Source organism: Flavobacterium sp. B183 (assembly GCF_023539155.1).
Taxonomy (GTDB): domain Bacteria; phylum Bacteroidota; class Bacteroidia; order Flavobacteriales; family Flavobacteriaceae; genus Flavobacterium; species Flavobacterium tructae.
Genome location: NZ_CP097434.1, coordinates 617,716 through 643,914, shown reverse-complemented (window position 1 = coordinate 643,914; position 26,199 = coordinate 617,716). Strand labels below are relative to the sequence as shown.

At 35.9% G+C, this 26,199-nt stretch carries 31 protein-coding genes and 1 tRNA gene; 22 read left to right on the top strand and 10 right to left on the bottom strand.

Annotated elements, in window-relative coordinates; all coding sequences use genetic code 11:
• Positions 1–27 precede the first annotated feature (27 nt).
• Positions 28–471 (bottom strand): hypothetical protein, encoded by a 444-nt coding sequence (locus tag M4I44_RS03025; protein ID WP_249966473.1) that lies wholly within the window; start codon positions 469–471, stop codon positions 28–30.
• 765 nt (positions 472–1,236) lie between these two features.
• Here M4I44_RS03025 and M4I44_RS03020 point away from each other — a divergent pair.
• On the top strand, positions 1,237–1,449 hold the full coding sequence (locus tag M4I44_RS03020; RefSeq protein WP_249966472.1) for a hypothetical protein: 213 nt from the start codon (positions 1,237–1,239) through the stop codon (positions 1,447–1,449).
• 35 nt (positions 1,450–1,484) lie between these two features.
• Here M4I44_RS03020 and M4I44_RS03015 read toward each other — a convergent pair whose 3' ends face one another.
• Positions 1,485–2,075: a riboflavin synthase gene (locus M4I44_RS03015; RefSeq protein WP_089077199.1), complete on the bottom strand. Its 591-nt coding sequence runs from the start codon at positions 2,073–2,075 to the stop codon at positions 1,485–1,487.
• 57 nt (positions 2,076–2,132) lie between these two features.
• Here M4I44_RS03015 and pdxA point away from each other — a divergent pair, with 57 nt between their 5' ends.
• From pdxA to M4I44_RS02950, 13 genes are all read left to right on the top strand, one after another.
• Positions 2,133–3,182, top strand: coding sequence for a 4-hydroxythreonine-4-phosphate dehydrogenase PdxA (gene pdxA / locus M4I44_RS03010; protein WP_070906468.1), 1,050 nt, complete (start codon positions 2,133–2,135; stop codon positions 3,180–3,182).
• A 105-nt stretch (positions 3,183–3,287) separates the two neighbouring features.
• Positions 3,288–3,830: a DUF177 domain-containing protein gene (locus M4I44_RS03005; RefSeq protein WP_017496279.1), complete on the top strand. Its 543-nt coding sequence runs from the start codon at positions 3,288–3,290 to the stop codon at positions 3,828–3,830.
• Positions 3,831–3,839: 9 nt separating this feature from the next.
• Entirely contained in the window at positions 3,840–4,034 is a 195-nt protein-coding gene (gene rpmF, locus M4I44_RS03000; RefSeq protein ID WP_007137315.1) for a 50S ribosomal protein L32, read from the top strand.
• Between the two features lie 173 nt (positions 4,035–4,207).
• Positions 4,208–5,206, top strand: a complete 999-nt coding sequence (locus tag M4I44_RS02995) for a beta-ketoacyl-ACP synthase III (protein ID WP_017496278.1) — start codon at positions 4,208–4,210, stop codon at positions 5,204–5,206.
• 23 nt (positions 5,207–5,229) lie between these two features.
• Positions 5,230–5,721: an acetyl-CoA carboxylase biotin carboxyl carrier protein gene (accB, locus tag M4I44_RS02990; RefSeq protein WP_017496277.1), complete on the top strand. Its 492-nt coding sequence runs from the start codon at positions 5,230–5,232 to the stop codon at positions 5,719–5,721.
• A 107-nt stretch (positions 5,722–5,828) separates the two neighbouring features.
• The gene (accC, locus tag M4I44_RS02985) at positions 5,829–7,178 is read left to right on the top strand and encodes an acetyl-CoA carboxylase biotin carboxylase subunit (protein ID WP_017496276.1); all 1,350 of its coding nucleotides are present in this window, start codon (positions 5,829–5,831) and stop codon (positions 7,176–7,178) included.
• A gap of 299 nt (positions 7,179–7,477) precedes the next feature.
• Positions 7,478–7,774: a hypothetical protein gene (locus M4I44_RS02980; protein WP_017496275.1), complete on the top strand. Its 297-nt coding sequence runs from the start codon at positions 7,478–7,480 to the stop codon at positions 7,772–7,774.
• Positions 7,775–7,847: 73 nt separating this feature from the next.
• A complete protein-coding gene (locus M4I44_RS02975) occupies positions 7,848–8,144 on the top strand; it encodes a hypothetical protein (protein WP_249966471.1) in 297 nt (98 codons plus the stop codon).
• Positions 8,145–8,173: 29 nt separating this feature from the next.
• Positions 8,174–8,464: a hypothetical protein gene (locus M4I44_RS02970; RefSeq protein ID WP_026109966.1), complete on the top strand. Its 291-nt coding sequence runs from the start codon at positions 8,174–8,176 to the stop codon at positions 8,462–8,464.
• A 29-nt stretch (positions 8,465–8,493) separates the two neighbouring features.
• On the top strand, positions 8,494–8,790 hold the full coding sequence (locus tag M4I44_RS02965) for a PepSY-like domain-containing protein (RefSeq protein ID WP_017496272.1): 297 nt from the start codon (positions 8,494–8,496) through the stop codon (positions 8,788–8,790).
• A 46-nt stretch (positions 8,791–8,836) separates the two neighbouring features.
• A complete protein-coding gene (locus M4I44_RS02960) occupies positions 8,837–9,142 on the top strand; it encodes a hypothetical protein (RefSeq protein ID WP_017496271.1) in 306 nt (101 codons plus the stop codon).
• 11 nt (positions 9,143–9,153) lie between these two features.
• Positions 9,154–9,450: a hypothetical protein gene (locus M4I44_RS02955; RefSeq protein WP_017496270.1), complete on the top strand. Its 297-nt coding sequence runs from the start codon at positions 9,154–9,156 to the stop codon at positions 9,448–9,450.
• Positions 9,451–9,579: 129 nt separating this feature from the next.
• Entirely contained in the window at positions 9,580–10,929 is a 1,350-nt protein-coding gene (locus M4I44_RS02950; RefSeq protein ID WP_249966470.1) for a sigma-54 dependent transcriptional regulator, read from the top strand.
• Here the strand turns inward: M4I44_RS02950 and M4I44_RS02945 are convergent.
• Together M4I44_RS02945 and M4I44_RS02940 are read right to left on the bottom strand one after the other, a co-directional pair.
• Positions 10,926–13,367, bottom strand: coding sequence for an ATP-binding protein (locus M4I44_RS02945; RefSeq protein ID WP_249966469.1), 2,442 nt, complete (start codon positions 13,365–13,367; stop codon positions 10,926–10,928). The two genes, M4I44_RS02950 and M4I44_RS02945, sit on opposite strands and share 4 nt — an antisense overlap.
• 178 nt (positions 13,368–13,545) lie before the next feature.
• Positions 13,546–15,447, bottom strand: coding sequence for a S9 family peptidase (locus M4I44_RS02940; RefSeq protein ID WP_249966468.1), 1,902 nt, complete (start codon positions 15,445–15,447; stop codon positions 13,546–13,548).
• A gap of 278 nt (positions 15,448–15,725) precedes the next feature.
• Here M4I44_RS02940 and M4I44_RS02935 point away from each other — a divergent pair, with 278 nt between their 5' ends.
• The 3 genes from M4I44_RS02935 to M4I44_RS02925 are packed head-to-tail and all read left to right on the top strand — an operon-like array spanning position 15,726 to position 18,554.
• Complete coding sequence (locus tag M4I44_RS02935) at positions 15,726–16,838, top strand: FAD-binding oxidoreductase (protein ID WP_249967404.1); 1,113 nt, start codon at positions 15,726–15,728, stop codon at positions 16,836–16,838.
• Positions 16,838–17,608, top strand: coding sequence for a monofunctional biosynthetic peptidoglycan transglycosylase (gene mtgA, locus M4I44_RS02930; RefSeq protein ID WP_017496265.1), 771 nt, complete (start codon positions 16,838–16,840; stop codon positions 17,606–17,608). Before M4I44_RS02935 ends, mtgA begins: the two co-directional genes overlap by 1 nt.
• On the top strand, positions 17,598–18,554 hold the full coding sequence (locus tag M4I44_RS02925; RefSeq protein WP_249966467.1) for a lipid A deacylase LpxR family protein: 957 nt from the start codon (positions 17,598–17,600) through the stop codon (positions 18,552–18,554). The genes mtgA and M4I44_RS02925 overlap by 11 nt, the downstream gene beginning before the upstream one ends.
• Positions 18,555–18,669: 115 nt before the next feature.
• Here M4I44_RS02925 and M4I44_RS02920 read toward each other — a convergent pair whose 3' ends face one another.
• Positions 18,670–19,050 (bottom strand): hypothetical protein, encoded by a 381-nt coding sequence (locus M4I44_RS02920; RefSeq protein ID WP_249966466.1) that lies wholly within the window; start codon positions 19,048–19,050, stop codon positions 18,670–18,672.
• A 276-nt stretch (positions 19,051–19,326) separates the two neighbouring features.
• Between M4I44_RS02920 and M4I44_RS02915 the strand changes: the two genes are divergently transcribed.
• Entirely contained in the window at positions 19,327–19,503 is a 177-nt protein-coding gene (locus M4I44_RS02915) for a hypothetical protein (RefSeq protein WP_249966465.1), read from the top strand.
• Positions 19,504–19,611: 108 nt separating this feature from the next.
• On the opposite strand, the gene M4I44_RS02910 is transcribed toward M4I44_RS02915, so the two are convergent.
• Both M4I44_RS02910 and M4I44_RS02905 read right to left on the bottom strand, forming a co-directional pair.
• Entirely contained in the window at positions 19,612–19,860 is a 249-nt protein-coding gene (locus M4I44_RS02910) for a GIY-YIG nuclease family protein (protein ID WP_017496261.1), read from the bottom strand.
• A gap of 59 nt (positions 19,861–19,919) precedes the next feature.
• Positions 19,920–19,993 (bottom strand) — tRNA-Ala (locus tag M4I44_RS02905).
• Between the two features lie 195 nt (positions 19,994–20,188).
• Here M4I44_RS02905 and M4I44_RS02900 point away from each other — a divergent pair.
• The 4 genes from M4I44_RS02900 to M4I44_RS02885 all read left to right on the top strand — a co-directional run bounded on the left by M4I44_RS02900 (position 20,189) and on the right by M4I44_RS02885 (position 22,604).
• Positions 20,189–20,953, top strand: coding sequence for an enoyl-CoA hydratase/isomerase family protein (locus tag M4I44_RS02900; protein WP_249966464.1), 765 nt, complete (start codon positions 20,189–20,191; stop codon positions 20,951–20,953).
• Between the two features lie 127 nt (positions 20,954–21,080).
• Entirely contained in the window at positions 21,081–21,257 is a 177-nt protein-coding gene (locus M4I44_RS02895; protein ID WP_249966463.1) for a hypothetical protein, read from the top strand.
• A gap of 31 nt (positions 21,258–21,288) precedes the next feature.
• Positions 21,289–21,738: a 6-carboxytetrahydropterin synthase gene (locus M4I44_RS02890; RefSeq protein WP_017496258.1), complete on the top strand. Its 450-nt coding sequence runs from the start codon at positions 21,289–21,291 to the stop codon at positions 21,736–21,738.
• A 122-nt stretch (positions 21,739–21,860) separates the two neighbouring features.
• Positions 21,861–22,604 (top strand): UDP-2,3-diacylglucosamine diphosphatase, encoded by a 744-nt coding sequence (locus M4I44_RS02885; protein WP_249966462.1) that lies wholly within the window; start codon positions 21,861–21,863, stop codon positions 22,602–22,604.
• Between the two features lie 41 nt (positions 22,605–22,645).
• On the opposite strand, the gene M4I44_RS02880 is transcribed toward M4I44_RS02885, so the two are convergent.
• The 3 genes from M4I44_RS02880 to recJ form a co-directional block, all read right to left on the bottom strand.
• Positions 22,646–23,002 carry a hypothetical protein gene (locus M4I44_RS02880; protein ID WP_017496256.1) on the bottom strand — a complete coding sequence of 119 codons (357 nt, stop codon included), beginning with the start codon at positions 23,000–23,002 and terminating at the stop codon, positions 22,646–22,648.
• Between the two features lie 203 nt (positions 23,003–23,205).
• The gene (locus M4I44_RS02875; protein ID WP_017496255.1) at positions 23,206–24,489 is read right to left on the bottom strand and encodes an MFS transporter; all 1,284 of its coding nucleotides are present in this window, start codon (positions 24,487–24,489) and stop codon (positions 23,206–23,208) included.
• Entirely contained in the window at positions 24,476–26,179 is a 1,704-nt protein-coding gene (recJ, locus tag M4I44_RS02870) for a single-stranded-DNA-specific exonuclease RecJ (RefSeq protein WP_017496254.1), read from the bottom strand. The genes M4I44_RS02875 and recJ overlap by 14 nt, the downstream gene beginning before the upstream one ends.
• Between the last annotated feature and the right edge of the window lie 20 nt (positions 26,180–26,199).

Sequence of the window (26,199 nt, the reverse complement as noted above, 5' to 3'; positions counted from 1 at the left end):
TATTTTAAGATTATCGGGGAATTATTTTTATTTTTTTTGCCTGCTTTGTAGTTCCTGTTGGACCATCTCCTGAATTTCATCGGGAGTCATTACCCTTCCGTCAGATTTTACAAAACCTTCGCTTTGGATTCTCCAAAATTTAAATTTCTTAAAATCTTCGGCGTACTGAAGCGATTCTTTTTTTAGTGTTCTATTGCTTTTAAAGAGTCTGGAAATGAATGATCTTTCTTTTAATTCTTCCAACGCTTCTTCTTCTCCCTCCATCAATTCTAACGGATTGGGTTTTCCTTTCCAAAATTCATTAAAAGCAACATTAGTTTCATTGAAGTTTGCATTAGGATCCTTCATCATTTCTTTCCATTTCGCACTTTTACGAAACTCTTTCAGTTTTTCCTTTTTAATCTGTGATTGGGCAATTGACAGTTGCAAAAAGAACAACAATGGAAGCAGTATAATAGTAGTTTTCCTCATTTGATAATAGATTTAAGTTAATTGTCTGCTTTTAGGGGGCTAAGCAAGCAAAAATGTAAATGAACTTTTTTCGGTTTTTCTTTGTATATAAATCTTTTTTAAATAAAAAAACTTACTATAAAAAGACATAAGTTAAGTTGTCGGAATTGAGTTAGTTTTCTTTAAATCAGGTGTTTTTGTCTTCTGATAATAGCTGATTTGTTCCCTGATTTAGAATTCAAAAAATAAACGCGGTTTAAAACTTACTTTGATTAGAAATAGACTCAAATTTTTGTTTTATATAGGGCAAAAGTATCGCTTTAGTCTTGCTTTTAACGGGCTATTGTAATAACTGTAATTGGTGTGTAATGGGAGGTTATTTGTGGTTAATATCTGGTTTTTTGAATAGAAAGCAGTTGCTCGTGTTTTAGAGTAGTTAGTTTTGCGAAATAACAGTGTAATGAACTAAAACGGATGTATTTTTTTCGTAAATCACGCAATCCGGATTTATTGTGATAAAAAAGGAGTTTTGATTTGTGGAAATAGAAAACTAACAGACAGGAATATACGTAAATAGCAGTGGGGGATTGATACTTTAAGGTTTATTCTTACGGTAAAATGGGCAGATTATTTTTGTTTTGCTTTTTTTGTTTTAAACCTTGTGGTTCTATAAAAATCTTATACATTTGTCGCACAATTCGCTGTAAGCCCCTGTTTTTGTGAGAATTGTAGTAGATAAAAATAAGTTTAACAACCTACCTTGCTGTTTTGCAGCATGTTAAAATTATGAAGACAATAAAGACCGTTTTTTTTACAGTTTGCCTGACCTTGATAAGTGGTTTGAGTGCTTTGGCACAATCTATACCGCCTCCACCAGATGATCCAAACGATCCGGACATAGTGCCAATAGACGATCATTTAGTATTTTTGGCAATAGTGGCCGTTGTTTTAGGGATTACAATTATATATCGAAATAAAATAAAAAAAGCTTCAGCGTAAACTGAAGCTTTTTTTTTATGGGTATATTCTGTAAATTATTTGTTTATGGCATAAAGTCTTGAAATGTATTTTCCAACAACGTCAAATTCAAGGTTTATTTTAGTCCCAACTTTGAAGTTTTTAAAATTAGTATTTTCAAAAGTGTAAGGAATAATCGAAACGCTAAATTCGTTTGTTTTTGAGTTTACGACCGTGAGGCTTACTCCGTTTACCGTAATAGAACCTTTTTCGATGGTAATATTGCTGAGGTTTTTGTCGTATTCAAAAGTGTAATTCCAGCTTCCGTGTGCTTCTTCGATTTTAATGCAGGTTCCGGTTTGGTCAACGTGCCCCTGTACAATGTGCCCGTCCAGACGGTCTCCAAGTTTCATTCCTCTTTCCAAATTTACAATATCGCCTTCTTTCCAGTCGCCAATATTGGTTTTTAAAATGGTCTCGTCGATAGCGGTTACGGTATAAAATGAATCTTTTATAGCTACAACCGTCAGGCAGATTCCGTTATGAGAAACGCTTTGGTCAATTTTTAATTCATTAGTGATTGTGGAGTCAACTGTGATGTGAAGATTGTTTTGATCTTTTTTTATTTCGTGAATCCTTCCTAGGGTTTCTATAATTCCTGTGAACATTTTGGTTTTATTTTACTAAATTTGCACATCAAAATTAGTAATAAATAATCTGAGCTCATGAATAAAAAAGCAGAAAATATAATTGTTGGAATTTCGGTTGGAGATTTAAACGGTATTGGAAGCGAAGTTATATTAAAAACATTCGAAGATTCTCGTATGTTGGAGATGTGTACGCCAGTTATTTTTGCAAACGCCAAAATACTTTCTTTTGTTAAAAAAAGCTTCACGTCGACTGTTCAGTTTCACGGTGTAGATAAATTAGAGCAGGTTTTGCCAGGAAAAGTCAATGTTTTTAATCTTTGGAAAGAGGGGGTTGATATTAACTTCGGTAAAAATGATGAGAAAATTGGCGAATACGCAATTAAATCATTTGTTGCGGCTACCAAAGCGCTAAAAGAAGGTTTGGTAGATGTTTTGGTAACGGCGCCAATAAACAAATACAATATTCAATCGGAAGATTTTAAATTTCCGGGACATACCGATTATCTGGACAAAGAATTAGAGGGAAATGCTTTAATGATGATGGTTCAGGATAATTTACGAGTAGGTTTGCTTACCGATCATGTACCGTTGAATGAGGTTTCTTCGCATTTGACAGAAGAATTAATCGTTAGAAAGATTGAAACAATCAGAAAATCACTGGTTCAGGATTTTAGTATTGTTAAGCCAAAAATTGCTGTTTTAGGATTGAATCCACATAGTGGTGATGGAGGTGTGATTGGGAAAGAAGAAGATTTGATTTTGAAGCCAGCTTTGAAAAAGATTTTTGAAAAAGGAACTATGGTTTTTGGGCCATTTTCGGCAGATGGTTTTTTCGGAAGTGGTCAATATGAGAAGTATGATGCTATTGTAGCTACTTATCACGATCAGGGACTGATTCCGTTTAAAACATTGTCGTTTGGTAAAGGAGTGAATTATACGGCTGGTTTGAATAAGGTTAGAACCTCACCGGATCATGGTACGGCTTATGATATTGCCGGAAAAGATATGGCAGATTTTAACTCATTTAAGGAGGCGGTTTATCTTGCAATAGATATTTTTCGCTCGCGTAATCAGTATGAGGAGATTACTGAAAAACCACTCAAAATAAAAGAAAAACAGTTATAAACAAAAAAGGTGAATAAGATTATTAGTTTTATAATAATTTTATATCTTTGCACCCCAATTCAGGTATCTGAGTTTTAGATATGGATTGGACAAATTGATGTTGAAATGAGCAAAACAAAAGAATTTTTAATTCCTTTCGTAGGATTAAAACTAGGAAAACACCATTTTGAGTATCAAATAAGTAACACGTTCTTTGCGAACTTTGATTACGACGAATTTCAAAGTTCAGATATCAAAGTAGGTTTAGTTTTAGATAAGAAAAGCAACATGTTAGAGTTGGAATTCAAACACAAAGGGACTGTAAATGTACCTTGTGATCTGACAAGCGAAGATTTTGATTTGCCTTTAAAAGGCAAAATGAAATTAATAGTTCGTTTTGGAGAAGAATTCAATAACGATAATGAAGAGCTTTTAATCTTACCGCATGGAGAGCATGAAATTGATGTAGCACAGTACATTTATGAAATGATTGCACTGTCGGTACCTCTAAAACGAGTTCATCCAGGAGTGAAAGACGGCAGTTTGCAAACTGACGCTTTAAAAAAACTGAATGAGCTAACGGTTAAAGAAGAGAAAAAAGAGAGTAAACAAGAAGAAGATATTGACCCGCGTTGGGACAAATTAAAGAAACTATTAACGGATAAATAATATAGTAAAATGGCACATCCTAAGAGAAAAATCTCGAAAACAAGAAGAGATAAGAGAAGAACACATTATAAAGCTACTGTAGCTCAAATCGCTACATGTCCTATTACTGGAGAAGCACATTTATACCACAGAGCTTACTGGCATGAAGGTAAAATGTACTACAGAGGGCAAGTTGTTATCGATAAATCTGTAGCGGTTGCTTAATACGTTTTTGTAAATGATACTGGAACTCTCACATAGTGAGAGTTTTTTTTGTTGGTTATACTTTTCTTTTTTTAAGAAAATAACTGCAAATTAATTTCGTTTTTTTTTGTAATTTTCAAGTCTTTTAAAAATTTTTCAGATACGCTGTATTTGAAACGAAATAATAGAATATAATGAATACAATCACAGCCGCAATTACCGCTGTTGGAGCTTACGTTCCCGACTTTGTACTTTCGAACAAAGTTTTGGAAACGATGGTCGATACCAATGACGAATGGATTACTACTCGTACCGGAATTAAAGAAAGAAGGATTTTAAAAGATGCTGATAAAGGAACATCGTTTCTTGCTATAAAAGCAGCACAGGATTTAATAGCAAAAGCTAATATTGATCCGTTAGAGATTGATCTGATTATAATGGCAACAGCTACAGCAGATATGCCGGTGGCCTCTACAGGAGTCTTTGTTGCGACAGAAATTGGAGCGACCAATGCATTTGCTTATGATTTGCAGGCGGCATGTTCAAGTTTCTTATACGGTATGTCTACCGCTGCAGCTTATGTGCAGTCAGGAAGATATAAAAAAGTATTATTAATTGGTGCCGATAAAATGTCATCAATTGTAGATTATACAGACAGAGCAACTTGTATTATTTTTGGCGACGGAGCGGGAGCCGTTTTATTCGAACCAAATTATGAAGGCTTAGGCTTACAAGATGAATACTTACGAAGCGACGGTGTAGGACGCGATTTTCTTAAAATTTCTGCAGGAGGTTCTTTAACTCCAACTACAGCAGAGACCGTACAAAACAAACAACACAATATTATTCAGGACGGAAAAACCGTTTTTAAATACGCTGTAACCAATATGGCCGATGCCAGCGAATTGATTTTGCAAAGAAACAATCTTACGAATCAGGACGTGAATTGGTTAGTGCCACATCAGGCAAACAGACGTATCATCGATGCTACTGCAAACAGAATGAATCTTGAGGATTCAAAAGTATTGGTGAATATTGAAAAATATGGTAACACTACTTCAGCTACGTTACCATTAGTGTTAAGCGACTTTGAACATTTGCTTAAAAAAGGAGATAATATTATTTTTGCCGCTTTTGGTGGAGGATTCACTTGGGGATCTATTTACTTAAAATGGGCATACGATAAAAAATAAATCAAAACTAAAAACGAATCATTATGGATTTAAAAGAAATTCAAAACCTAATCAAATTTGTAGCAAATTCGGGTGTTGCAGAAGTAAAGTTGGAAATGGATGATGTGAAAATCACGATCAGAACAACTTTAGAAACGAATGTAACTGAAGCTACTTATGTACAGCAATTACCAGCTCAGGCAGCATTGCCACAAGCAGTTGTTCCTCAACAAACAGCTCCTGTAGTTGTAAATGTAAGTGCAGAAGCACCTGCTGCTGCTGTTGAAGATTCTAAATTCATTACTATTAAATCTCCAATTATTGGAACTTTTTACAGAAAACCATCTCCAGACAAACCAGTATTTACTGAAGTTGGAAGCACTATCGCAAAAGGTGATGTTCTTTGTGTAATTGAAGCAATGAAATTATTCAACGAAATCGAATCGGAAGTTTCAGGTAAAATTGTAAAAATTCTTGTTGACGATATGTCTCCTGTAGAATTTGACCAACCTTTATTCTTAGTTGATCCATCATAAATAAATTTAGATTTTAGATTTTAGATTTTAGATTGATCTGACAGAATTAATACAGACATCTAAAATTATCTAATGATCAAATTGTCTAATTATCTAATTAAAATAAGATGTTTAAAAAAATATTAATTGCAAATAGAGGAGAAATTGCACTTCGTGTAATTCGTACATGTAAAGAAATGGGGATCAAAACTGTAGCAGTTTACTCTACAGCCGATGCTGAAAGTTTACATGTTAAGTTTGCTGATGAAGCGGTTTGTATTGGGCCCCCTCCAAGTAACTTATCGTATTTGAAAATGTCAAATATAATTGCTGCTGCCGAAATTACTAACGCAGACGCAATACATCCAGGTTATGGATTTCTTTCTGAGAATGCTAAATTCTCAAAAATTTGTCAGGAGCACGGAATCAAATTTATTGGTGCAGCTCCTGAGATGATTGACAGAATGGGAGATAAAGCTTCTGCAAAAGCGACAATGAAAGCTGCAGGAGTTCCATGTGTACCAGGTTCTGACGGATTATTAGAATCTTTCGAACAAACACAAAAGTTAGCTAAAGAATTTGGTTACCCGGTAATGCTTAAAGCTACTGCCGGTGGTGGTGGAAAAGGAATGCGTGCGGTATGGAAAGAAGATGAATTATTGAAAGCATGGGAAAGTGCACGTCAGGAAGCTGCCGCTGCATTTGGAAATGACGGAATGTACATGGAGAAACTTATCGAAGAACCACGTCATATCGAAATTCAGGTTGTTGGAGATTCATACGGAAAAGCATGTCACCTTTCTGAAAGAGATTGTTCTGTACAACGTCGTCACCAGAAATTAACTGAAGAAACACCTTCACCATTCATGACTGACGAATTGCGTGCGGCAATGGGAGAAGCAGCTGTAAAAGCGGCAGAATTCATCAAGTACGAAGGAGCCGGAACAGTAGAGTTTTTAGTGGACAAACACAGAAACTTCTATTTCATGGAAATGAATACTCGTATTCAGGTAGAGCACCCGATCACTGAACAAGTAATTGACTACGATTTAATTCGTGAGCAAATTATGGTGGCGGCCGGAATTCCAATTTCAGGAAAAAACTACTTACCACAATTACATGCCATCGAATGCCGTATTAATGCCGAAGATCCTTATAACGATTTTCGTCCTTCACCAGGAAAAATTACTACACTTCATATGCCAGGAGGACATGGTGTTCGTTTAGATACTCACGTATATTCTGGTTACAGCATTCCGCCAAACTACGATTCGATGATTGCAAAGTTAATCACAACTGCACAATCAAGAGAAGAAGCTATCAGTAAAATGCGAAGAGCTTTAGATGAATTTGTTATTGAAGGCATCAAAACTACAATACCATTCCATAGACAATTGATGGATGACCCAAGATATATTGCAGGAGATTATACTACTGCTTTTATGGATACATTTAAAATGAAACCTATAGAGGAATAAAATTAAAGGCTGTTGATTTTTCAACAGCCTTTTTTTATGTTACCAACTGGTAAACCCGATAGGTTTTAGAAACTTATCGGGTTTGTTTTTTGGTAGAGTAAACACTTTTGGTGTGTATTTTTTATACAGGTTTTTCCTGAGTTACACACTTTTTATAAATTTTGAATTTTGGCACAAATGGTTTAATTCCTTTAAAAATAAGGATTTAGCTAATTGTAGGTACAACGTTTTCGTTACGGCATAATAATTTCATTATCTAAAGCGTAAACAACTATTAAATAATTTAAAACGTACACATTATGAAAAATTTATTTTTATCAGCCGCAATTGTTTTAGGAGGTTTAACATCATTCGCATCAAATGCTCCAATTGCAAACACTATCGTTAAAACGGTTTCTGTTGCAGACGAATATACAGAGATCAAACTAGAAGAGCTACCTGCTCCAATTACCGAAGCTTTGAAAAAAGCATATCCAAGTGCTGTAGTTACAAAAGCGTATAAAAACGAAAAATCCGAGTACAAATTAGACGTTACAGTAGGAGAAAAGGTAGGTAACCTTTTTGCTAATGCAGACGGAACCTGGATTAAAAAATAAGGTAAAGCCGTTCTTATGTTTATACAAATTAAGAACATTAAAATAAAATTAAGAGTACTAAAATATAAAAACTATGAAAAATTTATTTCTATCAGCCGCAATCGTTTTGGGAGGTTTAACATCATTTGCTTCAACTTCTCCAATGTCAAATACAATCGTAAAAATAGCAGTTATCCAGGACGAGTACACTGAAATTAAGGTGGAAGAAGTTCCTGCTGCTGTAATCGATGCTCTTAAAAAAGCGTATCCGGATGCAATACTTTCAAAAGCATACAAAAATGAAAAATCAGAGTACAAGCTTAGTGTTACGGTAGGTGACAAAGTAGGCTCTCTTTATGCAAATGCAGATGGAACCTGGATCAAAAAATAATTAATTAAGAACCATTAAAAAGGATCATTATGAAAAAGTTAATCTTATCGGCAGCTATCGTGTTAGGTAGTTTGTCTATGCAGGCAGGAAATGGAACAATGACAGGTTTATTGGTAAAAACTGTAAGTGTTCAGGATGAATATAAAGAAGTTGATGCGGTTCCGGCTGCGATCAAAACCGCATTAGACAATGCTTATCCGGGAGTAAAACTGGATAAAGCTTATGTAAATGCAAAGAAGGAGTATAAAATAGAGATAACCGTTAGAGGAGAAAAATCTACAGTTTATACAGATGCTTCCGGAAATATTCTTAAAAAATAACGATTAGTAACCCATAAAAACCATTTATTATGAAAAAGTTAATTTTATCAGCAGCGATTGTTCTTGGAGGTTTATCCGTTCAGGCAGCAACTTCGACAGTGAAAACTTCAGACATTCAATCTGTAATTGTTCAGGATGAATACAAAGAGATTGGTACAGATGCAGTTCCGGCTGCAGTAAAGTCAACAATCGAAAAATCTTTTCCTAACACAAAACTTGAAAAAGCGTATAAGAGTGAGAAGGATGAGTATAAATTGGAAATTTCCAGCGGAGATAAAAAATACACTGTGTTTACAGATGCTTCCGGAAATATTCTTAAAAAATAATTGCCTAATTTTATCAGCTAATACTAATTAAAAAAAGCAAGTACTTATGAAAAAATTAATTTTATCAGCTGTAATCATTTTAGGAGGTTTATTAACGAATGCAGAAGCGACTACATTAAAAAAATCAGTTTTGAATGTTGTTAAATTTCAAGACGATTTTAAGGAAATAAAACCAGAAGCACTTCCTGCTGAAGTTAAAGCGACTTTAGAAAAATCTTTTCCAGGTTCAAAGCTTGTAAAGGCTTATGTAAATCCGAAAAAGCAGTACAAATTAGAACTTAATTCCGGGGCCGATCAGGACAAACATTTTGTTTTCACAAATGACAAAGGAGTCATTGCCCCGAAATATTAAAAAAGAATAATATGAAAAAGTTAGCCTTATCAGTAGCAGTTGTTTTAGGAAGTTTATCCGTTTCTGCGAATACTGTTGTTGCTCAGGAGCAAATAAAAATTGCTGTTAATGTTCAGACAGAATATACAGAAGTTGCTGCAGATGCTGTGCCAGCTGCTGTGAAAACTGCATTGCAAACAGCGTATCCTGGAGCAAAACTCGCGAAAGCATGGGTAAACGAAAAAAAGGAATATAAACTTGAGATATCAGTTGGGGACCAAAAGGCTACTGTTTTTTCAGATGTCAATGGCAACTGGTTAAAGATATAATTAGGTGAATTTTAGATTTATGTTTTTGGTGAAAAAGAGATTGCGATAAGCAATCTCTTTTTTTTTACATAATTTTGTGAAAAGACAATTTTATTAGTATTATTTTAGCAAAAAAGTCCTCAGAAACAAATGCCAAAGATATTACTGATAGAAGATGATATTTCGTTCTGCAAATTATTAGAGAAATTTCTAATCAAAAAAACATACGAAGTAGCCATTGCTTTCTCAGCTGCCGAAGCCAGAGTTGCAATCAAAAAAGAATCTTTCGATTTGATTTTAACAGATCTCCGTTTACCTGATTCTGATGGTATCGGACTTATGGCTGAAATTAAAACGGCATATCCGCAAGTTCCGGTAATTTTGATGACAGGCTACTCTGATGTTAATACCGCAGTTAAAGCCATCAAAAATGGAGCAGCCGATTACATTTCAAAACCGTTCAATCCTGATGAAGTTTTACTGGTCATCACAAATGCGTTAAAAGCTTCAGAAGAGGAGACAGATGAAGTAGTGGTGAAAGAGAAAAAAACCGCAAAAAAACAAACTGCTACCGAAAACGAATTTGTAAAAGGGATTTCTATAGCGTCTAAAAAACTTCTGGATCATATTCAATTGGTAAGCCCGACAGATATGTCGGTTTTAATTATCGGAGAGAGTGGAACCGGAAAAGAAATTATTGCCAAAAGTATTCATCAGCAAAGTTTAAGGAAAAACAATAATTTTATTGCGGTCGATTGCGGAGCTATTCCAAAAGAATTGGCAGCAAGTGAATTCTTCGGACATTTAAAAGGATCTTTCACTGGTGCTATCAGCGACAAAATGGGTTATTTTGAAGCAGCTAATGGCGGAACGCTTTTTCTGGATGAAATAGGGAATCTTTCTTATGAGAATCAAATTCAACTGTTAAGAGCACTTCAGGAACGAAAAATTAAACCTGTTGGAAGTAATAAAGAAATAAACGTCGATATACGCATTATTACCGCTACGAACGAAGATTTGCGTGAGGCAGTAAAAAACGGCGATTTTAGAGAGGATTTATACCATAGAATTAACGAGTTTTCTATATTATCGCCTTCTTTAAAAGAGAGAGAGGAAGATTTGATGGTTTTTGCAGATTATTTTCTGGAAAAAGCGAACCAGCAGCTGAACAAAGAGGTGATTGGATTTTCACCCGAAGTAGTTGCAATTTTTCAAAATTATAATTGGCCGGGAAATTTACGTGAATTGCAAAATTGTGTCAAACGTTCGACATTGTTGTCCAAAGGTGAATTTATCGAAAGTGACGTTCTGCCAGCAGAGTTTTTTCAGATACAAAAGCCAACAAGTTCCAACGATAATTTTTCCTTATCCGAAAATGAAAAAGAAGCCATTATTCAGGCGTTATCGAGAGCACAGAATAACAAATCAGAAGCAGCCAAATTACTTAAAATTACCAGAAAAACACTTTACAACAAATTAAAGCATTACAATATAGATTAAGTCATTTCTTGCTGTAAGGCATCAAAGAGTATAGTTGTTTTAGATCTTAAATTGCGTAAAATATCCTCTGCTTCAGAAATATCAAGATTTGTACTTTCTAAAGTTTTTAAAATTTCACTTATTTCCTGTGTCTGAATTTGTTTAAACATAGGAGCCATTCGATGTGCGATTAAGTTAATTTCGGTTATGTTTTTTGACTGGAGGGCATTTTCTAAAGCGTTAAGATTTTCAGAGCTGTTTTCAATAAACGATTTCAAAATTTCTTTTAGTTCATCATTATCGTCACCTAGAAACTCTTTTAGGGTGTCCAGAGAGTATAATGTTGAGTTTATGGTTTCCTCATCTTGGTGAATGTCAATATTGGGCAATGTATCGTTTTCCAGAATCAGGTGAATCGTCTCCAGCAGTACTTTTGGGGAATAGGGTTTTTGAATTACCGTAGTAAAACCGGCTTTTGTATAAACCGAAGCATCCAGATCAGTCCTTCCGGTTAAAGCAATTACAGGCTGGTTTTTAAAAGTGGAGTAACCGCTGTTTTTGAGTTTTTCCAAGAACATAAAACCATCCATTTCGGGCATTTGTATATCAGTGATAATAAAATCGAAAGGAGTGTTTCCAATAGCTTCAAGAGCTTTTTCGGCACTGTTAAAAGAAAATATCTCGTGCTTTTCCTGTCTCAAAACACCACTCGTTAAATTCAGAAGATTAATATCATCGTCAAGAACGATAAAGGTTTGTTTTGGAGTATTCAGTGTAATGGATTCTTTTTCTTCAACTGCTAAATTCTGACTGTTATCGAACAATAGAGGAAGTTGAATTTGAAAAGTACTTCCTTTTCCAAAAGCACTTTCAAGATTTAAACTTCCGCCTAAAATCGAAATTATTTTTTGACAAATGGATAATCCCAAGCCGGTTCCACCGTATTTTTTTTCAATTCCCTCATTCGCCTGAGCAAACTCTTCGAAAACTAATTTCTGATTCCCTTTTTCGATTCCAATTCCTGAATCCTGAATGGAAACAACAAAAAAATCGTCATTTTCTGTGGTGTAAGCGCTTATTTTTATGAAGCCTTCTTCGGTAAATTTATAGGCATTCCCAATAATGTTACTCAGAATTTGTTTTAGTCTAAAAGGATCTCCAACAATTCGGGCATTCAATTTTTCATCGACGTTAATAATCAGGTCGATGTTCTTTTGTTGGTAAACGGTTTGAATACTCTTGGCGACTCCGTCGATTACTTCCGGCAATAAAAATGGGACCTTTTCAATGGTGATTTTTCCAGCTTCGATTTGAGAAAAGTCCAACAAGTCCTGAACCAGCTGCGTAATATATTCAGAAGAATTTTTAATGTTTTTGATGAAATAAGACTGCTTGGAATTCACCTCAGAATTACCCAGCAATTCTGAATATCCTACAATTGTACTTAAAGGGGTTTTTAAATCGTGACTCACTGTAGAAATGAGTTGTTCGCGGCTTTTCAGTAAGTTTTTGGTTTTAAAATTCGCAATTTCCAGCTTCTTTTTATAAACCTGCGATTTAGAGTAATCACTCACAATTAGTATCGAGAAAAATAAAGTCAGCACCAAACCAATAATAGCCGAAGCTGTAACAATATCATTCACTTTTTTAAGTGATTTTTCTTTTAAAGAATTGTTTTTTATCGAGTTGATGATGATTTCTCTTTCGATAATTCGAAGTACTTTTCGTAGTTGTTCTGAAATTGCGATTTCATTTTTTAATAATTTGTTTTCTTCGAAGTTTAGGGATTCTTTTTTCTTTTCAGCTTTCAGTTTTACATTGCTTAAAAGTTTCTTCGAATTGGCCAAAATTGAATCCGAGGCTTGTTTGCTCAAAGTGTTCGTACTATCATCAGGGATATTCTGATTGAGATAATCCACATATTTTTGAAGTACATTGCGTTGATAACTCCCTAATTGATTCGGATTCTTGTTGAAATCCTGAAGTTCTAATTTACGGAGTTTAAACTCCATTTTGGTAATTTCATCAATTGCCGTATTTACCGAAACTTCATCGTCGGCTTTATTTTTTATGGTTTTTAACTGTTTGATGTTTTTTGTCTTTTCCGACAACAGATACGTAACACTGTCCAGCAGGGTCTTTTGATATTGTGTGGTAACAATTTGTTTTAAAGTATCAATTCTGCACTTCAAAGAATCGGTTTCGATAAGATAGCTTTTGAAATCAGCCTCAGAATTGGTTTGAATGGTTTTTCTGGCTAAACTTTCGGTCTTGTAAACGTTAGAGAATAGCTTGCTTACTTTTAAGATTTTAGTTTTCTCAAAAGCAATTTTACTTTCGAGTTTGTTGTAAACCACATTTTCTGAATATAAAAACCAACCCACGGTAACCACTAATCCCAGTAGAGCAATATAACTGAAGAGTACTTTTATCGGCATGTAACTTTTTTTACTCTCCATGGGGTAATATTATAGGTTTTTGGATGTTTATATTGGAAATCAGTGCAATTTATTTAAAATTTCGGTTTTTGAAATACAAAATAATGCTAATGTTTTACATAATTAAGAGGACCCGGAAAATAAAATAGCCGCAGATTTTCAAAATCTGCGGCTATTTTTTAATTTAATATATTTCGGTTTAAAGTGTCTCGTTCAGCCATTTGAAGAATTCACCTTGCCAAACCTGAGCGTTTTGCGGGTGTAAAACCCAGTGATTTTCATCAGGGAAATACACAAATCTGCTTTTAAGTCCTCTTAATTGTGCCGCCTGAAAAGCTTCTTGTCCTTGTCCGATTGGTACGCGGAAATCTTTTCCTCCCTGGAAAATTAAGATGGGTCTGTTCCAGTTTTGTACCATTGTTGCTGGGTTAAAAACAGTATACGATTTTTGAGCCGCTGCATTGTCTTTCTCCCAGTATGGACCTCCAAAATCCCAGTTGTTAAAGAAAACCTCTTCAGTAGTTCCTAACATACTCACGGTATTGAAAACACCGTCGTGAGCGATAAAAGTTTTGAAACGGTTTTTGTGAATACCTGCTAAATAAAACACAGAATATCCTCCGTAGCTTGCGCCTACACATCCCAAACGAGATTTGTCTACATAGTTTTCTTTAGAAACATCGTCGATTGCTGATAGGTAGTCATCCATAACCTGTCCGCCCCAATCTTTACTAATCTGCTCGTTCCATTCTACACCATGACCCGGCATTCCGCGACGGTTTGGTGCAACCACCACATAACCTTTTGCAGCCATTAAGGAGAAATTCCAACGGAAAGAATACGATTGTGTTAAAGCACTTTGTGGTCCACCTTGACAGAATAATAAAGTTGGATATTTTTTAGAAGCATCAAAATTTGGAGGTAAAATTACCCAAACCAACATTTTTTTACCGTCTGTAGTAGTTACATAACGCTTTTCTGTTTTGCTAAGCGCTAATGTTTTGTAGGTTTCTGTATTTACATTTGAGATTTGTTTCCAGGTGTTTTTCTTCAAATTAAAAGAATAAATTTCCGGAGCGTGATTCATATCATTTCTGGTAACAATAATATCATCACCGGCAAAACCTACTAAATCATTTACATCAAAATCTCCATTAGTCAATTGGCGAACTTGAATAGCGATTCTGGTCAATCCCGGAAAGTTAACTGTAAAAAGCTGTTTTGTACCATCCACCGGAGCTACAAAGTATACATTTTTACCGTCTTTACTCCAGATAAAATTATCTACAGTTCCATCCCAGTTTGCCGTTAAGTTTGTTTTGATGCCTTTAAATTCAACAATAAGATCGTTTTTATCTGCTTCATAACCGTCACGTTTCATTTGCAGCCAGGTTAAGTTTCCTGTTGGAGAAAATTGTGGTGCTGTATCGTAACCTAAATTACCTTCGGTTCTGTTTATCGTTTTCTGAGTTTCTAAATTATACTCGTAAATATCAGTGTTAGTAGAAATCGCATATTGAGTTCCTGCTTTTTTCTTGCATACATATAAGATGCTTTTTCCGTCAGGAGACCAGATGTAATCGTCGTCACCGCCAAAAGGTTTTTGCGGAGAATCAAAATTTTCACCTTTCAGGATATCAATTCCGGCAGCACCTTCTTTGTTTTCTTTGTAAAAAACATGATTGAATTTACCTTCATTCCAGGTATCCCAATGACGATAATCCAATCCGTCATAAATCTGGGCATCTGATTTATCCAGTTTTGGATAAAAATCTTTACCTAGAACTTTTTCCAGTTTCACTTCTTCGTTGTACACTAGAAATTTTCCGTCAGGCGAAACGTTTTTATCTGCCAAAACTTCTTTAGTGTCTTTAATTTCGGTTGCAGTTCCACCACCTACAGGAATGATGTAAAATTTAGAAGACGATTTGTTTTCTTCAACCGAAGGGGTAGAAACTTTAAAAACAACATTTTTTGCATCTTTTGAAAGTCCGAGTGCACTCACTCTTCCTAATTTCCATAACAACTCTGGGGACATTACATTTTGTCCGATAGCGTTTAAACTCATCATTATTAAGGTTGTAAATAATACTTTTTTCATAATAAAATTCTAATTTTTCGTGGGACTAAAAATACAACAATTAAATTCCAAATTAGCTAAATTCCAAATTCCAAAAATTGTTAAAGTTTATGGGCTAAGTTTTTTCAGCCACGAATTCCCGAATTTTTATTCTTAAGGATCAGCAAAAATAATTTGTGAATTCGTGGCTGAAAAAAAATAGTACGCGTTTTGGAATTTTAAAAAATGAAAGTTCTGGCTTAAATTTATTTCCTAAATTGTGATTTGGATTTTAACTAATTGGAATTTATTATTTTATGATGGAACTAAGCTACTGGGAACTCAAGAACTGGTTTACAAATGTTGATTATACTATTGTTGGCAGCGGAATCGTAGGACTGCACGCGGCACTACGCTTACGCGAAAGATTTCCAACCGCAAAAATTCTGGTTCTGGAAAAAGGAATGCTGCCGCAAGGGGCCAGTACTAAAAATGCTGGCTTTGCATGTTTTGGAAGCCTTTCTGAAATTATGGAAGATCTTAAAACACATTCAGAAGAGGAAGTGGTACGGCTTGTAGAAAAAAGATGGAAAGGATTGCAGCTGCTGAGAAAACGATTAGGCGATACCGCAATAGATTTCAAACCGTATGGCGGTTATGAATTGTTTTTAAGAGAAGATGATTTAAATTTTGAGGAGTGTATTGCAAGGCTGCCTTTTGTCAATGAAATTTTAAGACCACTTTTCAAAGCGGATGTTTTTGCTAAAGAATTCGATCGGTTTGGTTTTGGAAACAGTCACGATTATTTAATTTTTAATCCTTTTGAGGCACAAATTGATACCGGAAATATGATGCAGGAATTGCTGAGGCAGGCTGTTGCTGAGAATATTTTGATTCTGAATCAGCAAACTCTTACTACTTATTCTGATTTAGGGAGTGAGGTTGAACTGATGTTAAACCATTTTAGTTTTAAATCCAAAAAAGTACTTTTTGCGACCAATGGTTTTGCAGCTCAGCTGACGAAGGGAGCGGTAAAGCCTGCCAGAGCACAGGTTTTGATTACAGAGCCCATTGCAAATTTAGCCATCAAAGGAACTTTTCATCTGGATCGCGGGTATTATTATTTTAGAAATATAAACGATAGAATTTTACTTGGCGGCGGCAGAAATCTTGATTTTGAAACCGAAACAACAACTGAATTTGGGGAGACGAAAATTGTGCAAAATAAATTGGAGGATTTACTTAAAAATGTAATTTTACCGAATCAGGATTTCCGAATCGCCCATCGTTGGAGCGGTATCATGGGAATAGGAAACAGTAAAAATCCTGTTGTTACTCAATTGTCTGAAAACGTGTTTTGTGGAGTGCGTTTAGGTGGAATGGGAGTAGCAATCGGGAGTTTAATAGGAACAGAATTAGCAGATTTAATATAATGGCAGCACCCAAAAAACCGGCACCAAAAAAAACAACCGCCAGTAAACCAAAACCAGCACCAAAGAAAGGCAATCGCTCTTTTGGCGAAAAAGTAAAGTGGTTTTTCATCAAATTATTTTTATGGTTCTTCGGAATTTCGATTGCGTCTGTCGTGTTTTTTAAATATGTGCCTGTACCTTTTACACCTCTAATGATCATCCGGGCGATCGAAAATAAAATGGCTGGTAAAGAAGTCTATTTTGATCATGACTGGGAGCCGATCGATAAAATCTCAATGAATTTGCAAAAAGCGGTTATTGCCAGTGAAGATGGAACTTTTTTAAAACATAATGGTTTCGATTTTAAAGCACTTCAAAAAGCCTATAAAAGCAACGAACGCGGACGTCGTATTCGTGGAGGAAGTACCATCTCGCAGCAAACAGCTAAAAACGTCTTTTTATGGCAGGGGAAAAGTTATTTCCGTAAAGGTTTAGAAGCTTATTTCACTGTTTTAATAGAACTCATTTGGGGCAAAGAACGTATTATGGAGGTTTACCTGAACAGCATCGAAATGGGAGATGGAGTGTATGGAGCTTATGCGGCAACCGAACATTGGTACCGTCGTGATGCGTCAAGTTTAACACCTATGCAGGCAGCTGGAATTGCAGCCATTTTGCCAAACCCAAGAAAATTTAAAGCAACAGGATCTTCCAGTTATATCAACCGTAGAAAAGAACGAATTGTTCGTGAAATGCGCTCGGTTGGGAAAATAAATTACAATGCAGAATAAAAAAAGCTTTCTCGGATTTCTGTTATTGACGACGGTCTTCAGTTTTGGACAGGCGAAAACGACAGAAATAGGTTTGATTACAGATAACGATTTATATACTTCGTCTAAAAACGATATGTATTATACCAATGGTCTGGAGCTTTTTTATCGTTTTTTGTCGAAGAACAATAACGAAAAAATAAGCAAGGAAATCACCGAATTTCGTATTGGGCAGTATATCTATAATCCGAGATTTATAAACAAAGAAGCTGTTACGATTAACGATCGTCCTTTCACAGGTTATCTTTTTGCCGAAGCAGGACGAAGTTTTTTCTATAAAAGCGAATCCGTTTTAAAGACTGATTTTCAGTTGGGCTTTATGGGACCAAATGCCCTTGGAAGAGAAACTCAGGAAAGTTTCCATCATCTTATTGGGTACAAAACGGTGTATGGTTGGGAAAACCAGCTGCACAACGCATTCGCTATTCAGGCACATGTAATGTATTCGAAGAAATTATTTCCCTTAAAGCATAACGATTTTGTCGATCTTCACTTTCAGTCGGAAGCCAATGTAGGGACAATCTTCACAGGTGTTTCAACAGGCTTACTGACTAGGATTGGTTTCAAAAAACTACTCCCGGTTTATGATTCCAATTTACACGATGCCGCGGTAAGCAATACTCGGCAATACAATATCCGTGAGTTTTACTTTTATGCAATGCCAAGTGTCAATTACCAGTTTTACGACGCTACCATCGAAGGCAGTATGTTTAGCAACACCAGTCCGCTAACGTTTGACTTGGAACCCCTTCGTTTCAATGCCGAGGCCGGATTAAAATACCGTCACAATAACTTCAATATGTCGTACTCGTTTATCTATCGGGGCAGAGAATTAAACGATCCGAATACCAATACCAATGCGGGTTACTTTTACGGGTCGATTCGATTTGGGTATTTGTTGAATTAGTGTTTTGGGGTTGCGGAGGTTTTTGGCTCGCAAAGTCGCTAAGGCGCAAAGTTTTGTCTTTGTACGATTGTTATTAGGTGGGATATTTTGTGGTGCTTACTTGCCGCATCTGGATTTAAAGCCTGGTATAATTTCCGGGTAAATGTCCTTTTGACTCAATTGTGTTGTCACTCTTTTTGAAAAAGTTAAATCGGATTAATGACCCTTCAAGTGCCTGACCAAAGTCTACAATATACAGATTATCAGTTTTAGCTATTTGCTGTGGAATGATTTGGTTGGAGGAAGTCCTAATTTGATTTTTACTGAAAGAATAGGTGTTTCCGTCAGAATTGTATTTGATATCATTTTTGGTAAAAGTAAGGATCGCTCCGGTGGTATTATCTTTCCAGCTTCCTTGTATCCAGGAAGGAGAATAGAAAACACCTTGGGTATCTTCGTCGCTTGACGAACAAGAGGTAATTAAAACTAAGCTTAGGAGTAAAATTAAATTCTTCATTTTTTTGGCGTTTAAAAGTTGTATTCGATAAGTTTCACAAAAACAATTCCGAACTCTCTTCTTTTGATATATTTAACTTTTATTTATAGGTCTGGTCTCTATATTTCATGAAAGTACCAGAATGCAATCTTTTTGATAAAGAATATAATATTAGGCAAGAGAGATTGTTCTTTGTTAGCAAATTTCTCCTCTCCGCATTTTTATAAGGCTAAGGCTTAACTTTTTGGTAATGTCGCAAAACTTCTAATTTTTTATTTTTAACTCAAAATTAAAGTTATGGAAATCAATTGGGTAGTGATTGGAATTGTAGCGGCCGTTGTAATCATTGTGATCGTATTTACAATCAAAAAAAATCAGAAAGAGAAAAAGAAACTGACGGATTTATTAAATAATGATTTTAAGAAAGCCGAGAAAGAAAGAGTAGACGCTGAAGATTCTGCGAATGAACGCTAAGAGATTTTCTCCTTAAATTAGAAAAACCGTATTCCAATAAAGAAATACGGTTTTTTTGTGGAGAATACCGGATTCGAACCGGTCACCTTCCCGATGCATCGGGACGCTCTAGCCTTTTGTTTTGATTAGGGTTTCGATATATTTTCGGCTTTTCATCTTCTTGATTTGTGATTCTCTTTTGCAGGCTTCACTTCTGGTTGGAAAAGTTTCATAATATTTTAGTTCCCAATCTTTGGCAACTTTTGTGTAATTGCTTCTACTGTTTAAATGATCCTGAAGTCGTTTTTCAACATCCTGACAGGAACCGATATAATATTTGTCAAGCGCTTTTGAGTATATGATGTAAGAGTAGAACATAATGGCTATAAACAAAAATACCCAAACGTACGTTTGGGTATTTTTTATAAAAACTTTAGTGGAGAATATCGGATTCGAACCGATCACCTCTACGCTGCCAGCGTAGCGCTCTAGCCAAATGAGCTAATCCCCCGTGTGTTTTGTTTGTTGGACAACATTAGATTTGAACTGTCACCTTCCCGATTTTTCATCGGGATACTCTAGCCAAATGAGCTAATCCCCCAAAGCGATAGCAAATAAAGTCAATTAATTTTCAAAAAGCAAATTTCAAATCACTTCCGATGAAAATATTTTTCAAAACCGTAACTTTACGATCAAATTTATTTTTATGAGTGCAGAAAAACTTGAAGGTTCTTTACAGACTACTTACCATAATGCTGTTGCAACAGTTGAATTTGGGCATCCGGCCAGCAATTCTTTTCCGAGACAATTATTAGATCGTTTAACTTCCGAAATTAATACTCTAAGTCAGAATAAAGCCGTTTCGGTTATTGTTTTACAAAGCTTAGGGGCGAAAGTTTTTTGTTCAGGTGCTTCTTTTGACGAGTTGTTAGCTGTGAAAAATGAACAACAGGGAGCACACTTTTTCTCCGGTTTTGCTCATTTGCTGAATGCGATGCGAAATTGCTCTAAAATTATTGTGGCTCGTGTTCAGGGAAAAGCAGTTGGTGGCGGTGTCGGAATTATTTCGGCTTGTGATTATGTTTTTGCGACTCCTGAAAGTGCTGTGAAATTGTCGGAACTGGCCATCGGAATTGGTCCGTTTGTGATTGAACCCGCGGTCTCACGTAAGATTGGAAAAGCTGCAATGGCCGAAATGACCTTGGCGGCACATGCATGGAAATCGGCAGCATGGGCATTAGAAAATAAACTGTTCACCGAAATCCATAATGCTGAAAATTTAGATGTTGCGGTAGCAGATTTTGCTCAACAATTAAGTTTGTATAATCCTGAAGCTTTGTACGAAATGAAGAAAATTATTTGGGAAGGAACCGAACACTGGGAATCTTTACTTGTCGAGCGTGCCTCTATAACGGGAAAATTAGTTTTGTCGGACTTTAGCAGAAATGCTTTAGAGCAGTTTAAGAAATAGCGGAATCCTAAAATTTTTATCTGGTTCCTTTCAGAGATTTTGGATTATGATATTTGTCATTGGATGAAGCGTCAGACAGGCATAAATTTGAAATGTTTTTGAAGTGAAACATAAAAAATAAATCAAGATGAGGATTATTTCGTTGTTACAGCAAGTTGATGTTGCAGAGAAAATTAAGGCTGCTCCGGACAGCAGTTATCAGATAGGAGTGGTGATCGGATCCTTTATTCCTTTCGTTGTTTTAATCGGAATTGCATATTGGATGTATAACAGAGCCAAAAAAAGAGACGAGAACGGTTATTAATTTGTAAATTTGCAACCTAAAATTCAAATCGATGAGTAATATCAGAATTACAAAACAATTTAGTTTCGAAACCGGACATGCTTTATACGGTTACGACGGGAAATGCAAGAACGTTCACGGACACAGTTATAAATTATCGGTAACGGTTATTGGTTCGCCAATTACAGACCGATCGAATGTGAAATTCGGGATGGTAATTGATTTTTCGGATCTAAAGAAAATTGTAAAGGAAGAAATCGTCGATCAGTTTGATCATGCGACGGTTTTTAATCAAACAACACCACATATCGAATTGGCAAATGAATTGAAGAATCGCGGTCACCATGTAATTCTGGTAGATTATCAGCCCACAAGCGAAAACATGGTAGTTGATTTTGCAGATAGAATTATAGCACGTTTACCTAAGGAGATTTCCCTTTTCTCCCTTAAACTACAGGAAACCGAATCTTCGTTTGCCGAATGGTACGCTTCAGATAATTAATTTAGTCAAAAGTCGAAAGTCAAGCGATCTCACAATTTAAAACATCTAAGAAGTCCAACATCTAAGAAGTCCAACATCTAAGAAGTCCAGCATCTAAGAAGTCCAACAATCTAATAATCTAAATGAAAAAAGTATATTTTGCTTCAGATCAGCACTTCGGAGCACCAACGTCAGAGTTGAGTTTGCCACGCGAAAAGAAATTTGTGGCCTGGCTGGATGAGGTGAAAGAAGATGCAGAAGCTATTTTTTTACTGGGGGATTTGTTTGATTTTTGGTTCGAATATAAAACCGTTGTACCAAAAGGATTTGTTCGTATTTTAGGTAAGCTGGCTGAAATTCGTGATAGTGGTATTCCTGTTTATTTTTTCGTGGGAAATCATGATTTATGGATGGATGATTATTTTGAAACCGAATTAAATATTCCGGTTTATCATGATAACAAGGAGTTTACTTTTAACGGAAAGACCTTTTTAATTGGTCACGGTGACGGGAAAGGACCGGGGGACAAAGGCTATAAACGTATGAAAAAGGTCTTTACTAACCCGTTTTCAAAATGGCTCTTTCGTTGGCTTCATCCCGATGTTGGTGTAAGTCTGGCACAGTATTTATCCGTTAAAAACAAATTGATTTCAGGGGATGAAGATGTAAAATTCCTGGGAGAAGAAAACGAATGGCTGGTTTTATACGCCAAACGTAAACTGGAGACCAAACACTACAATTATTTTATTTTTGGTCATCGCCATTTACCGATGGTTCTTCCGGTTGGAGAAGATTCTAATTATGTGAATTTAGGCGACTGGATTGGCTATTTTACTTACGGAGTATTTGACGGAGAAAACTTTGAACTTAAAAAATTCGAGAAATAACCACTTTGTTTTTGTTATAAACGAATGATTTTGAGCGTTTTTTAGTTTAAACCAACTCCGTAAACATATTCATCCAGTTCGATTCTGAATAAAGAACCTTCAACTAAGTCTTTGATTGATTTTAATTCTTTGATAGAAACCGCCAAATCTATTGCAGCGCAAGGAGTTTTGAGCAGGAATTTATGACAGGAGTTTTTTAGTTCGCAAGCTTCACAACAAGCATTTTCAATCATACTGTCTTCAATTAAATCACAAAAATAATTCAGTTCCTGAACCGTGAAATAAAATCCGGTTTCTTTAAAAACCAATTGTACTTTATCGGTGATGGTTTCGTTTTCCTTTTTCCAGTAAAAGGCAATTCCAAAATTATTATGATATAATTGTTCTATTTCTCTCATTACAGATTCTTTTATTTCAACAAATATAGATATTATTTATATTTGTTCTAAATAAAAAAGTCTTAAAAAAATGTTTTTTTTAATCGTATAAGTTATATAGCCTAATTTGGTTTTCTGTCTAAGTCAAAAAACATATAATGTTTATGAGGTTTAAACCTCTTTTACTGAAATTTTGGAATTTGAAAAATTAGAATTTGAATGTTTTACTCCATATTATGATGGTCGTCCATGTCTTTTTGAAGATCCAGATTCCTAAAAGTAGGAGAGATCAGTCCAAAGCCTAAAACAGTTAGAAGTGTGACACTACCTCCAAAAATTACTGAAGTAACAGTTCCCATTAATTTGGCAGTTGCACCACTCTCAAAGGCTCCCAGCTCGTTAGAAGATCCAACAAAAATAGAGTTTACTGCACCCACGCGTCCGCGCATGTGATCTGGAGTTTTAAGCTGTAAAATAGTTTGACGGATTACAACTGAAATTCCATCGGCAAGTCCGCTTAAAAATAAAGCAAAAACAGAAAGCCAAAAATAGGTAGAAAAGCCAAATAAGATGATCGATAATCCGAAAACGAATATGGCAATCAAAAGTTTTTTTCCTGCGTTTTTATAGAGAGGTACGTAAGCCGAAACCAGCATTGTTATAAAAGAACCCACTGCCGGGGCGGCTCTTAAGATACCAAATCCTTCTGAGCCGACTTTTAGAATATCCTGAGCAAAAATAGGCAATAAAGCTACGGCACCTCCAAAAAGTACTGCAATCATATCCAGTGATAAAGCTCCTAATACAATTTGGTTTCTGAATACAAACGTTAAACCTTCGGTAAGACTGTCTTTTATTGATTCTCCAATCTTCGGATTTATAATAGGCTTTTTGCTGATTTGTGATAAGGCAATTAAGGAAAGCACAGAGAATCCGAAAACAAGACACATCGACCAGTGAACCCCAATCCAATTGATTGAAAAACCGGCAACGGCAGGGCCTAATACGGCACCAATTTGCCAAACTGTACTACTCCAGGTTGCGGCATTGGGATATGCTTTTTTAGGAATTATCAAGGATAAAAGAGAAAAAATAGTCGGTCCAAGGAAAGCTCTGACTAATCCGCCTAAAAAGACTAAGATATAAATGGAGTATAAAATTACATTTGAAGATAGACCCCCAACAACTCTTGGCCAGGTTACCAGAAATAATCCGAAACTGATTACCGAAAAGCCCAGAATACATTTTACCAATAATCCTTTCTTTTCTCTTTGATCGACAATGTGTCCGGCAAATAGTGCCATTGAAACAGCCGGAATAACTTCCATTAAACCAATAATTCCAAGCGATAGCGGATTTTTAGTGATGCTGTAAACTTCCCACTCGATTACGATAAACTGCATTGCCCAGGCAAAAACCATTGCAAAACGCAATATTAAAAATACGTTGAATTCTCTGTAACGTAATGCCTGATACGGATCAGGTTTAGTTGAATTATTTTTTTCCATTTGTTCTGATGTCTTTAAGCATAAGTTGGTTCGAAACGGTTCCGTTCCATTCGTTTTCAGCCAGAGAATAAGCCAGCTGAAATGGGTTTTGATTTTTTGCGAGGTCTAATTTTTTTCCAAGACCAAATCCTATTGCAGCAATTCCATCTGAATTATTTTGCTTTACAAAAAGCCTCAAATGTTCCTCTTCAGCACCTAAAGTTTTGGCATAGCCCGTATCTTTTATATCCGAAGTCATAAAAACGGGTGTCATGTTCTGTGGGCCAAAAGGTTCGAATTGTTTTAGGATACGGATTAGTTTTGGAGTGATGTCGCTGAAATTTATCTCAGCGTCAATTTCTATTTCCGGTGTTCGCATTTCCGGAAGTATGGTTGCAGAAACTTGTGTTTCAAAGGCTTCTTTAAAGGTTTTATAATTTTCGGCTTTCAGGGTCATTCCTGCGGCGTACATGTGCCCTCCAAATTGTTCCAGATGTTCAGAGCAGGCATCAAGCGCGTTATAAACGTCAAATCCTTTTACGGATCTTGCTGACGCAGCATACTTGTCTCCGCTTTTGGTAAAAACCAAAGTAGGGCGATAGTAAGTTTCGATTAATCTGGAAGCCACAATTCCGATGACACCTTTGTGCCAGTCTTCCTGAAAAACAACCGTCGAAAATCGATCTTGTTCGTTGTTTGCTGCAATTTGCTGAAAAGCTTCTTTTGTAATTTTTTTGTCCAGATCTTTTCGGTCTGCATTGTATTGCTCAATTTCTGAAGCAAATTGCTGTGCTTGTTCAAAATTAAACTCTGTGAGCAGTTCCACAGCATGATTGCCATGTTTGATTCTTCCTGCTGCATTTATTCGCGGAGAGATGATAAAAACAACATCGGTTATGTCTAATGTTTTCTTTTTTACCTGATGTACCAAAGCCTTGATTCCGGGTCTTGGGTCAGAATTGATAACCTGTAGGCCATAAAAAGCCAGGATTCTGTTTTCACCCGTTATAGGTACGATATCTGCAGCAATTGCCGTGGCAACTAAATCTAGATAGGGAACGAGATCATGTATGGTTTCGTTTCTGTTTGTTCCTAAAGCCTGAATGAGTTTAAAACCGACACCGCAGCCGCACAGCTCATCATAAGGATAAGAGCAGTCGTCTCTTTTTGGGTCTAAAATGGCGACAGCGTCCGGAAGAGAATCCCCGGGTCTGTGGTGATCGCAGATGATAAAATCAATGTTCCTTTCTTTTGCATAAGCGATATGATCAATCGATTTTATGCCACAGTCGAGAGCAATAATTAATGAAAATCCGTTATCATCGGCAAAGTCAATTCCCTTAAAAGAAATTCCGTAACCCTCATCGTAACGATCCGGTATGTAAGTTGCAATATTGGGATAATGTGATTTCAAATAGGAAGAAACCAAAGAAACGGCCGTTGTTCCGTCGACATCATAATCACCAAAAACCAAAATGTTTTCCTGATTTTTAATCGCCAGTTCTATTCTTGAAACCGCTTTATCCATGTCTTTCATCAAAAATGGATCGTGAAGCTGTTCTAATTGAGGGCGAAAGAAATCCTTTGCCTGATCAAAAGTCTCTATGCCACGCTGAATCAAAAGTGTTGCGACAAAATCTTCTACATTTAAAGCTTGTGCTAAATGCTTGATTTTTTCTTCAGAAGGTTTTGGTTTTATGGTCCAACGCATGGTTGATTTTAGATTTTAAA

Coding starts and splice junctions, on each gene's coding strand:
- M4I44_RS03025 (WP_249966473.1), bottom strand. CDS start 471: ATGAGGAAAACTACTATTATACTGCTTCCATTGTTGTTCTTTTTGCAA.
- M4I44_RS03020 (WP_249966472.1), top strand. CDS start 1,237: ATGAAGACAATAAAGACCGTTTTTTTTACAGTTTGCCTGACCTTGATA.
- M4I44_RS03015 (WP_089077199.1), bottom strand. CDS start 2,075: ATGTTCACAGGAATTATAGAAACCCTAGGAAGGATTCACGAAATAAAA.
- pdxA (WP_070906468.1), top strand. CDS start 2,133: ATGAATAAAAAAGCAGAAAATATAATTGTTGGAATTTCGGTTGGAGAT.
- M4I44_RS03005 (WP_017496279.1), top strand. CDS start 3,288: ATGAGCAAAACAAAAGAATTTTTAATTCCTTTCGTAGGATTAAAACTA.
- rpmF (WP_007137315.1), top strand. CDS start 3,840: ATGGCACATCCTAAGAGAAAAATCTCGAAAACAAGAAGAGATAAGAGA.
- M4I44_RS02995 (WP_017496278.1), top strand. CDS start 4,208: ATGAATACAATCACAGCCGCAATTACCGCTGTTGGAGCTTACGTTCCC.
- accB (WP_017496277.1), top strand. CDS start 5,230: ATGGATTTAAAAGAAATTCAAAACCTAATCAAATTTGTAGCAAATTCG.
- accC (WP_017496276.1), top strand. CDS start 5,829: ATGTTTAAAAAAATATTAATTGCAAATAGAGGAGAAATTGCACTTCGT.
- M4I44_RS02980 (WP_017496275.1), top strand. CDS start 7,478: ATGAAAAATTTATTTTTATCAGCCGCAATTGTTTTAGGAGGTTTAACA.
- M4I44_RS02975 (WP_249966471.1), top strand. CDS start 7,848: ATGAAAAATTTATTTCTATCAGCCGCAATCGTTTTGGGAGGTTTAACA.
- M4I44_RS02970 (WP_026109966.1), top strand. CDS start 8,174: ATGAAAAAGTTAATCTTATCGGCAGCTATCGTGTTAGGTAGTTTGTCT.
- M4I44_RS02965 (WP_017496272.1), top strand. CDS start 8,494: ATGAAAAAGTTAATTTTATCAGCAGCGATTGTTCTTGGAGGTTTATCC.
- M4I44_RS02960 (WP_017496271.1), top strand. CDS start 8,837: ATGAAAAAATTAATTTTATCAGCTGTAATCATTTTAGGAGGTTTATTA.
- M4I44_RS02955 (WP_017496270.1), top strand. CDS start 9,154: ATGAAAAAGTTAGCCTTATCAGTAGCAGTTGTTTTAGGAAGTTTATCC.
- M4I44_RS02950 (WP_249966470.1), top strand. CDS start 9,580: ATGCCAAAGATATTACTGATAGAAGATGATATTTCGTTCTGCAAATTA.
- M4I44_RS02945 (WP_249966469.1), bottom strand. CDS start 13,367: ATGGAGAGTAAAAAAAGTTACATGCCGATAAAAGTACTCTTCAGTTAT.
- M4I44_RS02940 (WP_249966468.1), bottom strand. CDS start 15,447: ATGAAAAAAGTATTATTTACAACCTTAATAATGATGAGTTTAAACGCT.
- M4I44_RS02935 (WP_249967404.1), top strand. CDS start 15,726: ATGGAACTAAGCTACTGGGAACTCAAGAACTGGTTTACAAATGTTGAT.
- mtgA (WP_017496265.1), top strand. CDS start 16,838: ATGGCAGCACCCAAAAAACCGGCACCAAAAAAAACAACCGCCAGTAAA.
- M4I44_RS02925 (WP_249966467.1), top strand. CDS start 17,598: ATGCAGAATAAAAAAAGCTTTCTCGGATTTCTGTTATTGACGACGGTC.
- M4I44_RS02920 (WP_249966466.1), bottom strand. CDS start 19,050: ATGAAGAATTTAATTTTACTCCTAAGCTTAGTTTTAATTACCTCTTGT.
- M4I44_RS02915 (WP_249966465.1), top strand. CDS start 19,327: ATGGAAATCAATTGGGTAGTGATTGGAATTGTAGCGGCCGTTGTAATC.
- M4I44_RS02910 (WP_017496261.1), bottom strand. CDS start 19,860: ATGTTCTACTCTTACATCATATACTCAAAAGCGCTTGACAAATATTAT.
- M4I44_RS02900 (WP_249966464.1), top strand. CDS start 20,189: ATGAGTGCAGAAAAACTTGAAGGTTCTTTACAGACTACTTACCATAAT.
- M4I44_RS02895 (WP_249966463.1), top strand. CDS start 21,081: ATGAGGATTATTTCGTTGTTACAGCAAGTTGATGTTGCAGAGAAAATT.
- M4I44_RS02890 (WP_017496258.1), top strand. CDS start 21,289: ATGAGTAATATCAGAATTACAAAACAATTTAGTTTCGAAACCGGACAT.
- M4I44_RS02885 (WP_249966462.1), top strand. CDS start 21,861: ATGAAAAAAGTATATTTTGCTTCAGATCAGCACTTCGGAGCACCAACG.
- M4I44_RS02880 (WP_017496256.1), bottom strand. CDS start 23,002: ATGAGAGAAATAGAACAATTATATCATAATAATTTTGGAATTGCCTTT.
- M4I44_RS02875 (WP_017496255.1), bottom strand. CDS start 24,489: ATGGAAAAAAATAATTCAACTAAACCTGATCCGTATCAGGCATTACGT.
- recJ (WP_017496254.1), bottom strand. CDS start 26,179: ATGCGTTGGACCATAAAACCAAAACCTTCTGAAGAAAAAATCAAGCAT.